At 58.8% G+C, this 13,839-nt stretch carries 12 protein-coding genes; 11 read left to right on the top strand and 1 reads right to left on the bottom strand.

Annotation, left to right across the window (positions count from 1 at the left end):
• Positions 1 to 47: 47 nt before the first annotated feature.
• The 6 genes from dnaJ (at position 48) to HU759_RS25955 (ending at position 7,617) form a co-directional block, all read left to right on the top strand.
• Positions 48 to 1,172, top strand: a complete 1,125-nt coding sequence (dnaJ, locus tag HU759_RS25980) for a molecular chaperone DnaJ (protein ID WP_017139262.1) — start codon at positions 48 to 50, stop codon at positions 1,170 to 1,172.
• 10 nt (positions 1,173 to 1,182) lie between these two features.
• The gene (dapB, locus tag HU759_RS25975) at positions 1,183 to 1,989 is read left to right on the top strand and encodes a 4-hydroxy-tetrahydrodipicolinate reductase (protein WP_186617068.1); all 807 of its coding nucleotides are present in this window, start codon (positions 1,183 to 1,185) and stop codon (positions 1,987 to 1,989) included.
• A 258-nt stretch (positions 1,990 to 2,247) separates the two neighbouring features.
• Positions 2,248 to 3,384, top strand: coding sequence for a glutamine-hydrolyzing carbamoyl-phosphate synthase small subunit (gene carA / locus HU759_RS25970; RefSeq protein ID WP_017139260.1), 1,137 nt, complete (start codon positions 2,248 to 2,250; stop codon positions 3,382 to 3,384).
• Positions 3,385 to 3,489: 105 nt separating this feature from the next.
• Positions 3,490 to 6,711 (top strand): carbamoyl-phosphate synthase large subunit, encoded by a 3,222-nt coding sequence (carB, locus tag HU759_RS25965; protein WP_017139259.1) that lies wholly within the window; start codon positions 3,490 to 3,492, stop codon positions 6,709 to 6,711.
• The gene (greA, locus tag HU759_RS25960) at positions 6,708 to 7,184 is read left to right on the top strand and encodes a transcription elongation factor GreA (RefSeq protein WP_017139258.1); all 477 of its coding nucleotides are present in this window, start codon (positions 6,708 to 6,710) and stop codon (positions 7,182 to 7,184) included. The genes carB and greA overlap by 4 nt, the downstream gene beginning before the upstream one ends.
• Positions 7,185 to 7,212: 28 nt before the next feature.
• A complete protein-coding gene (locus tag HU759_RS25955; RefSeq protein ID WP_026013857.1) occupies positions 7,213 to 7,617 on the top strand; it encodes a hypothetical protein in 405 nt (134 codons plus the stop codon).
• 8 nt (positions 7,618 to 7,625) lie between these two features.
• On the opposite strand, the gene HU759_RS25950 is transcribed toward HU759_RS25955, so the two are convergent.
• A complete protein-coding gene (locus HU759_RS25950) occupies positions 7,626 to 7,934 on the bottom strand; it encodes a YhbY family RNA-binding protein (protein ID WP_017139256.1) in 309 nt (102 codons plus the stop codon).
• Between the two features lie 105 nt (positions 7,935 to 8,039).
• On the opposite strand from HU759_RS25950, the gene rlmE reads away from it, so the two are divergent.
• From rlmE to tpiA, 5 genes are all read left to right on the top strand, one after another.
• Entirely contained in the window at positions 8,040 to 8,690 is a 651-nt protein-coding gene (gene rlmE / locus HU759_RS25945; protein WP_017139255.1) for a 23S rRNA (uridine(2552)-2'-O)-methyltransferase RlmE, read from the top strand.
• A 200-nt stretch (positions 8,691 to 8,890) separates the two neighbouring features.
• Positions 8,891 to 10,801 carry an ATP-dependent zinc metalloprotease FtsH gene (ftsH, locus tag HU759_RS25940; protein ID WP_032865933.1) on the top strand — a complete coding sequence of 637 codons (1,911 nt, stop codon included), beginning with the start codon at positions 8,891 to 8,893 and terminating at the stop codon, positions 10,799 to 10,801.
• Positions 10,802 to 10,809: 8 nt separating this feature from the next.
• A complete protein-coding gene (gene folP, locus HU759_RS25935; RefSeq protein WP_186617066.1) occupies positions 10,810 to 11,661 on the top strand; it encodes a dihydropteroate synthase in 852 nt (283 codons plus the stop codon).
• A 15-nt stretch (positions 11,662 to 11,676) separates the two neighbouring features.
• On the top strand, positions 11,677 to 13,014 hold the full coding sequence (gene glmM / locus HU759_RS25930; RefSeq protein ID WP_017139252.1) for a phosphoglucosamine mutase: 1,338 nt from the start codon (positions 11,677 to 11,679) through the stop codon (positions 13,012 to 13,014).
• 66 nt (positions 13,015 to 13,080) lie between these two features.
• The gene (gene tpiA / locus HU759_RS25925) at positions 13,081 to 13,836 is read left to right on the top strand and encodes a triose-phosphate isomerase (protein ID WP_003194193.1); all 756 of its coding nucleotides are present in this window, start codon (positions 13,081 to 13,083) and stop codon (positions 13,834 to 13,836) included.
• Positions 13,837 to 13,839 lie beyond the last annotated feature (3 nt).

Below are 13,839 nucleotides of genomic sequence, written 5' to 3'. Positions count from 1 at the left end.
AAGGCTCAGGAGGGCCGGGCTGAACGTCCTTAAGAGTGCAAAGACTTATGGCAAAGCGTGACTATTACGAAGTGTTGGGTGTGGAGCGCGGCTCCAGCGAGGCGGACCTGAAAAAGGCTTACCGTCGCCTGGCGATGAAGCACCACCCGGACCGTAATCCGGATAGCAAAGAATCCGAAGAGATGTTCAAAGAGGCCAATGAGGCCTACGAATGCTTGTCTGATTCCAGTAAACGCGCGGCCTACGACCAGTATGGCCATGCCGGTGTCGACCCGAGCATGGGTGGCGGCGGTGCCGGTTTTGGTGGTCAGAACTTCTCCGATATTTTCGGCGACGTGTTCAGCGACTTCTTTGGTGGCGGCCGTGGCGGTCAGCGCGGCGGTGCCCAGCGTGGCAGTGACTTGCGTTACACGCTGGAGCTGAACCTGGAAGAGGCTGTGCGCGGTACCACGGTCAATATCCGTGTACCGACGCTGGTCAATTGCAAGCCGTGCGACGGTTCGGGGGCCAAGAAGGGGTCCTCGCCGATTACCTGTCCGACCTGTGGCGGTATTGGCCAGGTGCGCATGCAGCAGGGCTTCTTCTCGGTGCAGCAGACCTGCCCGCGCTGCCATGGCCAGGGCAAGATCATTTCCGATCCGTGCGACTCCTGCCACGGCGAAGGTCGTGTCGAAGAGTACAAGACCCTTTCGGTGAAAGTGCCGGCGGGTGTTGATACCGGTGACCGTATTCGCCTGTCTGGCGAAGGCGAGGCGGGCACTCAAGGTGGCCCGACGGGCGACCTGTACGTGGTGATCAATGTGCGTGAGCACTCGATCTTCCAGCGTGATGGCAAGCACCTGTTCTGCGAGGTGCCGATCAGCTTTGTCGACGCGGCATTGGGCGGCGAGCTGGAAATTCCGACCCTTGATGGTCGGGTCAAGCTCAAGATCCCGGAAGGCACCCAGACCGGCAAGCAGTTCCGTATCCGTGGCAAAGGCGTTGCGCCGGTGCGCGGTGGCGGTGCTGGCGACTTGATGTGCCGTGTGGCGGTGGAAACGCCGGTCAATCTGGGTCGCCGTCAACGCGAACTGCTTGAAGAGTTCCGCAGCTCGTTGGAAGGCGATGACTCCCATTCGCCGAAAACCACCGGCTTCTTCGATGGCGTTAAGCGCTTCTTCGGCGACTTGTAAGGACGTGAATATGCGACGTATAGCCGTAATGGGCGCTGCTGGGCGCATGGGCAAGACCTTGGTCGAGGCGGTGCAGCAGCGCTCGCCGGCCTCCGGGCTGACGGCGGCGATTGTTCGCCCTGGCAGCACGCTGATCGGTGCGGACGCCGGTGAGCTGGCTTCGCTGGGTCGCATCGGCGTTTCGTTGTCGGGCAACCTGGAGCAGGTGGCTGACGAGTTTGATGTGCTGATCGACTTCACCTTGCCGGAAGTGATGCTGAAAAACCTGGCGTTCTGCCGCAAGGCTGGCAAGGCCATGGTCATCGGCACCACAGGCTTGAATGCAGAGCAGAAGCAGTTGCTGGTGGAGGCGGGCAAGGATATTCCGATCGTCTTCGCCGCCAACTTCAGCGTCGGCGTGAACTTGTCGCTCAAGTTGCTGGACCTGGCCGCGCGCGTGTTGGGTGATGAGGCGGATATCGAGATCATCGAGACCCACCATCGCCACAAGATCGATGCGCCGTCGGGTACTGCACTGCGCATGGGTGAGGCGATTGCCGATGCCCTGGGGCGCGACCTGTCTAAAGTCGCTGTTTACGGGCGTGAAGGCCATACCGGTGCGCGTGCCCATGACACCATCGGCTTTGCCACTGTGCGCGGTGGTGATGTGGTGGGTGATCACACCGTGCTGTTTGCCAGTGAAGGCGAGCGCCTGGAGATCACGCACAAAGCCTCCAGCCGCATGACATTTGCCAAGGGTGCGGTGCGTGCGGCGCTCTGGCTGGAAAGTCGTGAGCCTGGTCTGTATGACATGCGCGACGTGCTGGATCTGCACTAAGAGTAGCCAAAACCGGGCCTCAAGCTTATGCTTAGGCCCCGTTTTTACCCGCTAGGCGACGTCCTGTCGCATTCCCCTGCCTTTAAGGCTCATTAGCGGTGGACCAAAAAAGCCTTTTTCTGTAAGCTACAGCTTTAGTGTGTCCACTAAAAGCGCGCAGAATAATTCAGTGAAGAAGCGGGGTGACGTGTCCATACGTCACTCCGCTTTTTTACAACCTGCGATCGCCCTTTCAGGCTTTATTTACGGGAGGTCTTCTTGACTAAGCCAGCCATACTCGCCCTTGCTGATGGCAGCATTTTTCGCGGCGAAGCCATTGGAGCCGACGGTCAAACCGTTGGAGAGGTAGTGTTTAACACTGCCATGACCGGCTATCAGGAAATCCTTACCGATCCTTCCTACGCCCAGCAAATCGTTACCCTGACCTATCCGCACATCGGCAACACCGGTACTACACCGGAAGACGTTGAGTCTGATCGTGTCTGGTCGGCCGGTCTGGTCATTCGTGATCTGCCACTGGTTGCGAGCAACTGGCGTAACACGATGTCGCTGTCCGATTACCTGAAAGCCAACAATGTTGTGGCGATCGCCGGTATCGATACGCGTCGCCTTACACGCATCCTGCGTGAAAAAGGCTCGCAGAACGGCTGCATCATGGTCGGTGACAATATCTCCGAAGAGGCGGCGATTGCCGCTGCCCAAGGCTTCCCTGGCCTGAAGGGCATGGACCTGGCGAAAGTTGTCAGCGTCAAAGAGAAGTACGAGTGGCGCTCCACTGTCTGGGATTTGAAGACCGACAGTCACGCGACCATCGACGCCAGCGAGCTGCCATACCATGTTGTGGCCTACGACTACGGCGTGAAGTACAACATCCTGCGCATGCTGGTTGAGCGCGGCTGCCGCGTGACCGTGGTGCCGGCGCAAACGCCTGCGAGCGATGTGCTGGCCCTGCAACCGGACGGCGTGTTCCTCTCCAACGGCCCGGGTGACCCTGAGCCATGCGACTACGCCATCCAGGCAATCAAGGACGTGCTGGAAACCGAGATTCCGGTATTCGGCATCTGCCTCGGTCACCAACTACTGGCCCTGGCGTCCGGCGCCAAGACCCTGAAAATGGGCCACGGCCACCACGGTGCCAACCACCCGGTACAAGACCTGGACACCGGCGTTGTGATGATCACCAGCCAGAACCACGGTTTTGCGGTGGATGAAGCAACCTTGCCGAGCAACGTTCGCGCCATTCACAAGTCGCTGTTCGACGGCTCCTTGCAAGGCATCGAGCGCACCGACAAGAGCGCGTTCAGCTTCCAGGGCCACCCTGAAGCCAGCCCTGGCCCGAACGACGTAGCGCCGCTGTTCGACCGTTTCATCAATGAGATGGCCAAGCGACGCTGACTGAGAGGCCTGCGGGCGGCCCCGAACCTCGGTGGCCCCCGCAGGCTCTTCAACGATTGTTCAAGACGGCTTGCCGACTGACCTGCGGATTTGAGTGACAAACCCATGCCAAAACGTACAGACATAAAAAGCATCCTGATTCTCGGCGCTGGCCCGATCGTGATCGGCCAGGCTTGCGAATTCGACTACTCCGGCGCCCAGGCTTGTAAGGCCCTGCGCGAAGAGGGTTACCGCGTCATCCTGGTGAACTCCAACCCGGCCACCATCATGACCGACCCGGACATGGCCGACGCCACTTACATCGAACCGATCAAGTGGCAGACCGTTGCCAAGATCATCGAGAAAGAGCGTCCCGACGCGCTGCTGCCGACCATGGGTGGCCAGACCGCACTCAACTGCGCTCTGGACCTGGAGCGCGAAGGCGTTCTGGAGAAGTTCGGCGTAGAGATGATTGGCGCCAACGCCGACACCATCGACAAGGCTGAAGACCGTTCGCGTTTCGACAAGGCCATGAAGTCCATCGGCCTTGACTGCCCGCGCTCCGGTATTGCCCACAGCATGGAAGAGGCCAACGCGGTTCTCGAAAAGCTGGGCTTCCCGTGCATCATTCGTCCGTCCTTCACCATGGGCGGCACCGGTGGCGGTATTGCTTACAACCGTGAAGAGTTCGAAGAAATCTGCGCCCGTGGCCTGGACCTGTCGCCGACCAAAGAGCTGCTGATCGACGAATCCCTGATCGGCTGGAAAGAGTACGAGATGGAGGTTGTCCGCGACAAAAAGGACAACTGCATCATCGTCTGCTCCATCGAAAACTTCGACCCGATGGGCGTGCACACCGGCGACTCGATCACCGTTGCTCCGGCGCAGACCCTGACGGACAAGGAATACCAGATCATGCGTAACGCCTCGTTGGCGGTACTGCGTGAGATCGGCGTAGAAACCGGCGGTTCCAACGTTCAGTTCGGCATCTGCCCGGACACTGGCCGCATGGTCGTCATCGAGATGAACCCGCGTGTGTCGCGTTCTTCGGCACTGGCTTCGAAAGCGACCGGCTTCCCGATTGCGCGCATCGCCGCCAAGTTGGCGATCGGTTACACCCTGGACGAGCTGCAAAACGAAATCACGGGCGGCGCTACGCCGGCGTCTTTCGAGCCGTCCATCGACTACGTCGTGACCAAGCTGCCGCGCTTTGCCTTCGAGAAGTTCGCCAAGGCCGACGCACGCCTGACCACTCAGATGAAGTCGGTTGGCGAAGTAATGGCCATCGGCCGGACCTTCCAGGAATCCCTGCAGAAAGCCCTGCGCGGCCTGGAAGTGGGTGTTTGCGGCCTGGATGAAAAGCTCGACCTGAGCAACCCGGAAAGCATGAGCGTGCTCAAGCGCGAGCTGACCGTGCCGGGCGCCGAGCGTATCTGGTACGTGGCCGATGCTTTCCGCGCGGGTATGACCGTCGAACAGATCTTCGGTATGAACATGATCGATCCGTGGTTCCTGGTGCAGATCGAAGATCTGATCAAGGAAGAAGAGAAGGTCAAGACCCTCGGTCTGTCCTCTATCGACCGCGACCTGATGTTCCGCCTCAAGCGCAAAGGTTTCTCCGATCAGCGTCTGGCCAAGCTGCTGGGTGTGACCGAGAAGAACCTGCGCACCCACCGCCACAAGCTGGAAATCTTCCCGGTCTACAAGCGCGTTGATACCTGCGCGGCCGAGTTCGCCACCGACACCGCGTACCTGTACTCCACTTACGAGGAAGAGTGCGAGGCCGCGCCGTCGGGCCGCGACAAGATCATTATCCTGGGCGGCGGTCCGAACCGTATTGGCCAGGGTATCGAGTTCGACTACTGCTGCGTACACGCCGCCCTCGCGCTGCGCGAAGACGGGTACGAGACCATCATGGTCAACTGCAACCCGGAAACTGTTTCGACTGACTACGACACTTCCGACCGTCTGTACTTTGAGCCGGTAACCCTGGAAGACGTGCTGGAAATCTGCCGCGTCGAGAAGCCGAAAGGCGTGATCGTGCAGTACGGCGGCCAAACCCCGCTGAAGCTGGCGCGTGCCCTGGAAGCGGCCGGCGTGCCGATCATCGGCACCAGCCCTGACGCCATCGACCGTGCCGAAGACCGTGAGCGCTTCCAGCAAATGGTCGAGCGCCTGAACCTGCGTCAGCCGCCAAACGCCACCGTGCGCAGCGAAGACGAAGCCATCCGCGCCGCCAGCAAGATTGGCTACCCGCTGGTGGTGCGTCCGTCCTACGTATTGGGCGGCCGGGCGATGGAAATCGTCTACGAAGAAGAAGAACTCAAGCGCTACCTGCGTGATGCGGTGAAAGTGTCGAACGACAGCCCGGTGCTGCTGGACCACTTCCTCAACTGCGCCATCGAAATGGACGTGGATGCGGTGTGCGACGGTACCGACGTAGTCATCGGCGCGATCATGCAGCACATCGAACAGGCTGGCGTTCACTCCGGTGACTCCGCTTGCTCGCTGCCGCCGTACTCGCTGCCAGCGCACATCCAGGACGAGATGCGCGAACAGGTCAAGAAAATGGCCCTGGAACTGGGCGTGGTCGGCCTGATGAACGTTCAGTTGGCGCTGCAAGGCGAAGACATCTACGTCATCGAAGTGAACCCGCGTGCTTCGCGTACTGTGCCATTTGTTTCCAAGTGCATCGGTGTGTCCCTGGCCATGATCGCTGCCCGCGTGATGGCGGGTAAGACCCTGAAGGAAATCGGCTTCACCAAGGAAATCATTCCTAACTTCTACAGCGTGAAAGAGGCGGTGTTCCCATTCGCCAAATTCCCTGGTGTGGACCCGATCCTGGGCCCAGAGATGAAGTCCACCGGTGAAGTGATGGGTGTGGGTGACACTTTCGGTGAAGCATTCGCCAAGGCCCAGATGGGCGCCAGCGAAGTGCTGCCGACCGGCGGTACTGCGTTTATCAGCGTGCGTGATGATGACAAACCACTGGTTGCAGGCGTGGCCCGTGATCTGATCAACTTGGGCTTTGAAGTCGTGGCAACTGCCGGGACCGCCAAGCTGATCGAAGCTGCCGGCCTGAAAGTACGTCGCGTGAACAAGGTGACGGAAGGCCGTCCGCACGTGGTCGACATGATCAAGAATGACGAAGTCACGCTGATCATCAACACCACCGAAGGTCGCCAGTCGATCGCGGACTCCTACTCCATTCGTCGTAATGCCTTGCAGCACAAGATCTACTGCACCACCACCATTGCTGCTGGCGAAGCCATCTGCGAAGCGCTCAAGTTCGGTCCGGAAAAGACCGTGCGTCGCTTGCAGGATCTACACGCAGGATTGAAGGCATGACCAAATACCCAATGACCGTCCAGGGCTTCAAGGCCCTGGAAGAGGAGCACGCCCATCTGACCAAGGTCGTCCGCCCGAAGCTGAGCCAGGACATCGGTACGGCCCGCGAGCTGGGTGACTTGAAGGAAAACGCCGAATACCACGCTGCTCGAGAGCAGCAGGGTATGGTTGAGGCGCGGATCCGTGATATCGAAGGCCGCCTGCAGAACTCGGTGGTGATCGACGTAACGACCATTCCTAAAACCGGCAAGGTGATTTTCGGCACCACCGTGGAAATCGCCAACGTCGAAACGGACGAAAGCGTGGTTTACCACATCGTCGGTGAGGACGAGGCTGACTTCAAGCTCGGCAAGATCTCCGTCGGTTCGCCACTGGCCCGCGCCTTGATTGCGAAGGAAGAGGGTGATGTGGTGACCGTTAAGACGCCAGGTGGCGTTACCGAGTACGAGATTGTTGAAGTTCGTCACGTCTGAAAGGCGGCGCCCGCTTCGTGCGGGCGCCATGCTTTGGCAGCTCGCCCAGATGCTTTGGGTGGGTGGCCTATGGTTGTTGCACATCGGTGTGCTGCCGGTGTTGGGCCTGATTGGCCTGGCACCGCTGCTGATCGATGAGCTCAACGGAATGCTGAGTGCGCTGCTGGTGGGTTTTTCAGCGGCGTGCGTGACGCTCCAGGCATTGGTGCTGGTCAAGACCGAGGGTTTGAGGAGCTTGTGGCGGGATATTCGCGGCCAACTGCTGTTGATGGCGCTGTATGCGTGCGCAATGTTTTGCGTGGTGCATGTGTGGCTGCCGCAAGCGTTGCGCTGGCAGCTATTCAGCTATCTTGTGCTAGGGTTCTCCGGCCTGGTGCTGGTTATACAGCCGGCACCGGGATGGAGCGGCGGGGCGCGCGAAGCACGCCCGTGACCCTTGTATTACTTGAAGCGGTGTACGTTCGACAGCTGCTTGTTGACGCTGAAGTTCTTGCGATACAGCAGTGCCATCTTGCCGATGACCTGTACCAGGTCCGCTTTGCCGACCTTGCACAGTTCTGCAATGGCGGCCAAACGCGCTTCGCGGTCAAGGATGTTGACCTTGATCTTGATCAGTTCATGATCGCCCAATGCGCGTTCCAGTTCGGCTAACACACCTTCAGTCAACCCGTTGTCTGCCACAATCAGAACTGGTTTCAGATGGTGGCCAATGGATTTGTACTGTTTCTTCTGCTCTTGAGTGAGCGGCATAATCTGACCCCTGCGTCTGATCTTGTAAAAAGCGGCGGCCAGTTTACCCGAGCGAGTCCGGGACCGCCCAGTTAATCACGACCCGTTTTATTTTCGAGGTGGCCCGTGGCCCGTTCCAAAACCAGCCTTAAGTGGCTACAAGAACATTTCAACGATCCTTACGTCAAAAAGGCGCAAAAGGACGGCTACCGTTCCCGGGCCAGCTACAAACTGCTGGAGATCCAGGACAAGGATAAATTGATTCGTCCAGGCATGAGCGTTATCGACCTTGGCGCAGCCCCTGGTGGCTGGTCCCAAGTGACCAGTCGTCTGATTGGTGGGCAAGGACGATTGATCGCTTCAGACATCCTTGAGATGGACAGCATCCCGGATGTGACCTTTGTACACGGCGACTTCACCCAGGACACGGTGTTGGCCGAGATCCTTGAGGCTGTGGGAAATTCGCAGGTAGACCTTGTGATTTCCGACATGGCCCCCAATATGAGTGGATTACCGGCCGTTGATATGCCGCGAGCCATGTTCCTGTGCGAGTTGGCACTGGATCTGGCGGGTCGGGTTTTGCGTCCCGGTGGTGATTTCCTGGTGAAAGTCTTCCAGGGCGAAGGTTTTGACGAGTACCACAAGAACATTCGCAAATTGTTCGACAAGGTACAGACGCGCAAACCAGACTCTTCGCGAGACCGGTCACGCGAGCAATACCTGCTGTGCCGCGGCTTCCGTGGTGTCGAAGGTGCGGAGAGCGAAGAGCGTTTTTGAGGAATTCGAGGAGGGCGATAGGTTTTTTTATATCGCTTTCGTCACGAAGCTTTACGAATATTGTGTAGTCAAAGTTTCACAAAGGGTTACAGACGGCGCCTGCCAGAGTTGTAGGTAATGTAGTAAGTTAGGCCGGTGAATATCATGCGAAGCGCGCGCCAGTAGCGGAGCTTGCTTCAGAGGGTAGTTAATTGAACGATATGGCAAAGAATCTGATCCTGTGGTTGATCATCGCGGCTGTCCTGGTGACGGTGATGAACAACTTCTCCAGCCCTAACGAGCCGCAGACCCTCAACTATTCCGACTTCATCCAGCAAGTTAAGGATGGCAAGGTCGAGCGCGTAGCGGTTGATGGCTATGTGATCACCGGCAAGCGCAACGATGGCGACAGCTTCAAGACCATTCGTCCGGCAATCCAGGACAACGGTCTGATCGGCGACTTGGTGGATAACCACGTAGTGGTTGAAGGCAAGCAGCCTGAACAGCAGAGCATCTGGACTCAGCTATTGGTAGCGAGCTTCCCGATCCTGGTGATTATCGCCGTGTTCATGTTCTTCATGCGCCAGATGCAAGGTGGTGCGGGAGGCAAGGGCGGGCCGATGAGCTTCGGCAAGAGCAAGGCGCGCCTGCTCTCTGAAGATCAGGTGAAAACCACCCTGGCTGACGTCGCAGGTTGTGATGAAGCCAAGGAAGAAGTCGGTGAGCTGGTTGAGTTCCTGCGTGATCCGGGCAAGTTCCAGCGCCTGGGCGGCCGTATTCCTCGCGGCGTGCTGATGGTCGGTCCTCCGGGTACCGGTAAAACCTTGCTGGCCAAGGCGATTGCCGGTGAAGCCAAGGTGCCGTTCTTCACCATTTCCGGTTCTGACTTCGTCGAGATGTTCGTCGGTGTTGGTGCCAGCCGTGTTCGCGATATGTTCGAACAGGCCAAAAAGCACGCACCGTGCATCATCTTCATCGACGAAATCGACGCCGTGGGTCGCCATCGTGGCGCCGGCATGGGTGGCGGTCACGATGAGCGTGAGCAGACCCTCAACCAATTGCTGGTTGAGATGGACGGCTTTGAAATGAATGACGGCATCATCGTCATCGCCGCGACTAACCGTCCGGATGTGCTCGACCCAGCGTTGCTGCGTCCAGGCCGTTTCGACCGTCAGGTTGTGGTGGGGCTGCCGGATATTCGCGGTCGCGAACAGATCCTGAAAGTACACATGCGCAAAGTGCCAATGGGTGACGACGTGGCTCCGGCCGTGATTGCCCGTGGTACGCCAGGCTTCTCCGGTGCCGACCTGGCCAACCTGGTCAACGAGGCTTCGTTGTTCGCTGCCCGTACCGGCAAGCGCATTGTTGAAATGAAAGAGTTCGAACTGGCCAAGGACAAGATCATGATGGGCGCCGAGCGCAAATCCATGGTCATGTCCGAGAAAGAGAAGCAGAACACCGCTTATCACGAAGCCGGTCACGCCATTGTTGGTCGCGTTGTGCCTGAGCATGACCCGGTCTACAAAGTGTCGATCATTCCTCGTGGCCGTGCGCTGGGTGTGACCATGTTCCTGCCGGAAGAGGATCGTTACAGTCTCTCCAAGCGTGCGCTGATCAGCCAGATCTGCTCTCTGTATGGCGGCCGGATTGCTGAAGAGATGACGCTTGGCTTCGACGGTGTGACCACCGGTGCTTCTAACGACATCATGCGTGCCAGCCAGATTGCGCGGAACATGGTGACCAAGTGGGGTTTGTCGGAAAAACTCGGTCCTTTGATGTATGCCGAGGAAGAAGGCGAAGTGTTCCTGGGTCGTGGTGGCGGCGGTCAAGCTGCCAGCTTCTCGGGTGAGACAGCCAAGCTGATTGACTCCGAAGTGCGCAGCATCATTGACCAGTGCTACGGCACGGCCAAGCAGATCCTGACGGATAACCGCGACAAGCTCGATGCAATGGCTGATGCGCTGATGAAGTACGAAACCATTGATGCCGATCAGATTGACGACATCATGGCGGGTCGCGCACCGCGTGAGCCTCGTGATTGGGAAGGTGGTTCGGGTACCTCGGGCACCCCGCCTGTGGTACAGAACGAACGTCCTGAAGCCCCAATCGGCGGCCCCGCAGCTGATCACTAAGGTTTGAAATGACTTCTGCGCTGTCCTCCACCCGGTTGCCTTGCGGCAACCGGGTTCTTGATTTGGCCCATACGCATGTCATGGGCATTCTTAATGTAACCCCCGATTCTTTTTCTGACGGCGGCCGCTTCAATCAGCAGGATGCCGCGTTGCGTCATGCCGAGGCGATGGCGGCGGCTGGCGCGACCTTGATTGATGTCGGTGGTGAGTCAACTCGACCGGGCGCTCGCGTGGTTTCTCCCTTGGAGGAGCTGGAGCGGGTCGCGCCAATCGTCGAGCGGATTGCCCGTGAGCTGGATGTGATCATCTCGGTGGACACCTCGACTCCCGCAGTAATGCGCGAGACAGCGCGCCTCGGTGCGGGGCTGATCAACGATGTGCGCTCCCTTCAGCGTGATGGCGCGCTGGATGCGGCGGCGGCAACCGGACTGCCGGTGTGCCTTATGCATATGTTGGGAGAGCCCGGCAATATGCAGGACAGCCCGCATTACGATGATCTGGTTGGTGAGGTGAGTGGGTTTCTTGCGCAAAGAATGACTCAATGCGCCAAGGTGGGCATCGCAGCCGAAAAGATTATCCTGGATCCCGGGTTTGGCTTCGCCAAGACCCTGCAACACAACTTGAGCCTGTTCAAGCATATGGAAGCTTTGCACGCCCTTGGTCGACCCTTGTTGGTCGGCGTGTCGCGCAAGAGCATGATAGGGCTGGCCCTGAATCGCCCTGTGGGTGAGCGGTTGTACGGTGGCCTGGCGTTGGCGGCACTTGCCGTGACCAAGGGCGCGCGTATTTTGCGGGTGCATGATGTCGCCGAGACGGTTGATGTGGTGCGCATGCTGGCCGCGGTAGAATCAGCCGAATAGAACGATGGAGCACTTATGACTAAAAAATATTTTGGCACCGACGGTATTCGTGGTCGGGTCGGCGAATTCCCGATTACTCCTGACTTTATGCTTAAGCTGGGCTGGGCCGCAGGTATGGCGTTCCGCAGCATGGGCGCTTGCCGCATCCTGGTGGGCAAAGACACTCGCATCTCGGGTTACATGTTCGAATCTGCGCTGGAGGCGGGGCTGTCTGCCGCAGGCGCCGATGTCATGCTGCTGGGGCCCATGCCGACGCCGGCAATCGCTTACCTGACGCGTACCTTCCACGCTGAAGCCGGTATCGTGATCAGTGCCTCGCACAATCCCCATGATGACAACGGCATCAAGTTCTTCTCGGGCCAGGGCACCAAGCTGCCGGACGAGATCGAGCTGATGATCGAAGAGTTGCTGGACGCGCCGATGACCGTGGTTGAGTCCAGCAAGCTGGGCAAGGTCTCGCGTATCAATGACGCCTCAGGCCGTTACATCGAGTTCTGCAAGAGCAGTGTGCCGACCAGCACCAACTTTGCCGGCCTCAAAATTGTTGTCGACTGTGCTCACGGTGCAACCTATAAAGTGGCGCCCAGCGTATTCAAGGAGCTGGGTGCCGATGTGACGGTGCTGTCGGCCCAGCCAAATGGTTTGAATATCAACGATAACTGCGGCTCGACGCATATGGAGCAGCTGCAGGCTGCTGTCCTGGCCGAGCACGCTGACCTCGGTATTGCCTTCGATGGCGACGGTGACCGCGTATTGATGGTGGATCACACCGGTGCGGTGGTTGATGGCGATGAGCTGTTGTTCATCATTGCCCGCGACCTGCATGAGCGTGACAAGCTGCAAGGCGGTGTGGTTGGCACGCTGATGAGCAATCTCGGGCTTGAGTTGGCCTTGGCCGAGCTTGGGATTCCGTTTGTACGCGCCAATGTCGGTGACCGCTATGTCATCGCCGAGCTGCTGGAGCGTAACTGGCTGGTGGGCGGAGAGAACTCGGGGCATGTGGTTTGCTTCCAGCACACCACCACGGGCGATGCCATTATTGCTGCGCTGCAGGTATTGCTGTCCTTGCGTCGTCGCAAAGAGAGTCTGGCTCAAGCGCGCCAGGCGCTGCGCAAGTGCCCGCAGGTTCTACTGAATGTGCGCTTTGCCGGTGGCGAAAACCCTATCGAGCACCCTGCTGTCAAAGACGCCTGCGAGCGTGTGACCCTTGCAATGGCTGGGCGTGGCCGCGTGTTGTTGCGCAAGTCCGGCACAGAGCCGCTGGTGCGTGTCATGGTCGAAGGCGAGGACGAAACACAGGTTCGCGGCCACGCCGAAGACCTGGCAAAACTGGTAACTGAAATTTGCGCCTGAATTCGGCTTGCCAGTGATGGTGTGGTTGGGTAACATCTGCGCCCACTTTGACCGACGAGGTACAGCATGCGTCGCACTATGGTAGCTGGTAACTGGAAGATGCACGGTACCCGCGCCAGTGTCGCTGAGCTGATCAATGGCCTTCGTCACTTGGCCTTGCCTAGCGGTGTTGATGTTGCGGTTTTCCCGCCTTGCTTGCATATCAACCAGGTGGTTGATGGTTTGAAAGGCAAGTCGATTCAGGTCGGCGCGCAGAACTCTGCGGTGGAACCCATGCAAGGTGCGTTGACCGGTGAGATTTCACCGAGTCAGCTGGTTGATGCGGGTTGCTCCTATGTGCTTGTCGGGCACTCCGAGCGCCGTCAGATGATGGGCGAGCGTGATGGGACACTCAACCGCAAGTTCGCAGCGGCACAGGCTTGTGGCTTGATTCCAGTGTTGTGCATAGGGGAGACCCTGGAGCAGCGTGAATCGGGCAAGACTCTTGAAGTTGTCTCGCGTCAGCTGGGCAGCATCATCGAGGAGCTGGGTGTTGGTGCATTTGCAAAGGCAGTAATTGCTTACGAGCCGGTCTGGGCCATTGGCACCGGGCTGACTGCTACGCCGCAACAAGCGCAGGATGTGCATGCAGCCATCCGCGCGCAGTTAGCGGCAGAGAATTCTGAAGTCGCGCAAGGTGTGCGGCTTCTATACGGCGGCAGCGTGAAGGCGGCCAATGCGGTCGAACTGTTCGGCATGCCGGATATCGATGGGGGGCTCATTGGTGGAGCTTCCCTGAATGCAGATGAGTTCGGTGCGATCTGTCGCGCCGCGGGAAACTGAAAA

The organism is Pseudomonas sp. OE 28.3 (assembly GCF_014268205.2).
GTDB classification, from domain to species: Bacteria; Pseudomonadota; Gammaproteobacteria; order Pseudomonadales; family Pseudomonadaceae; genus Aquipseudomonas; species Aquipseudomonas edaphica.
The sequence above is the reverse complement of the archived record's forward strand: the minus strand, read 5'-3'. Positions and strand labels throughout refer to the sequence as shown.

Bases quoted from the DNA above. Each gene is read 5' to 3' on its own strand.
- dapB (WP_186617068.1), top strand. From the start codon at position 1,183: ATGCGACGTATAGCCGTAATGGGCGCTGCTGGGCGCATGGGCAAGACC.
- glmM (WP_017139252.1), top strand. From the start codon at position 11,677: ATGACTAAAAAATATTTTGGCACCGACGGTATTCGTGGTCGGGTCGGC.
- HU759_RS25955 (WP_026013857.1), top strand. From the start codon at position 7,213: ATGCTTTGGCAGCTCGCCCAGATGCTTTGGGTGGGTGGCCTATGGTTG.
- HU759_RS25950 (WP_017139256.1), bottom strand. From the start codon at position 7,934: ATGCCGCTCACTCAAGAGCAGAAGAAACAGTACAAATCCATTGGCCAC.
- tpiA (WP_003194193.1), top strand. From the start codon at position 13,081: ATGCGTCGCACTATGGTAGCTGGTAACTGGAAGATGCACGGTACCCGC.
- dnaJ (WP_017139262.1), top strand. From the start codon at position 48: ATGGCAAAGCGTGACTATTACGAAGTGTTGGGTGTGGAGCGCGGCTCC.
- folP (WP_186617066.1), top strand. From the start codon at position 10,810: ATGACTTCTGCGCTGTCCTCCACCCGGTTGCCTTGCGGCAACCGGGTT.
- ftsH (WP_032865933.1), top strand. From the start codon at position 8,891: ATGGCAAAGAATCTGATCCTGTGGTTGATCATCGCGGCTGTCCTGGTG.
- carB (WP_017139259.1), top strand. From the start codon at position 3,490: ATGCCAAAACGTACAGACATAAAAAGCATCCTGATTCTCGGCGCTGGC.
- greA (WP_017139258.1), top strand. From the start codon at position 6,708: ATGACCAAATACCCAATGACCGTCCAGGGCTTCAAGGCCCTGGAAGAG.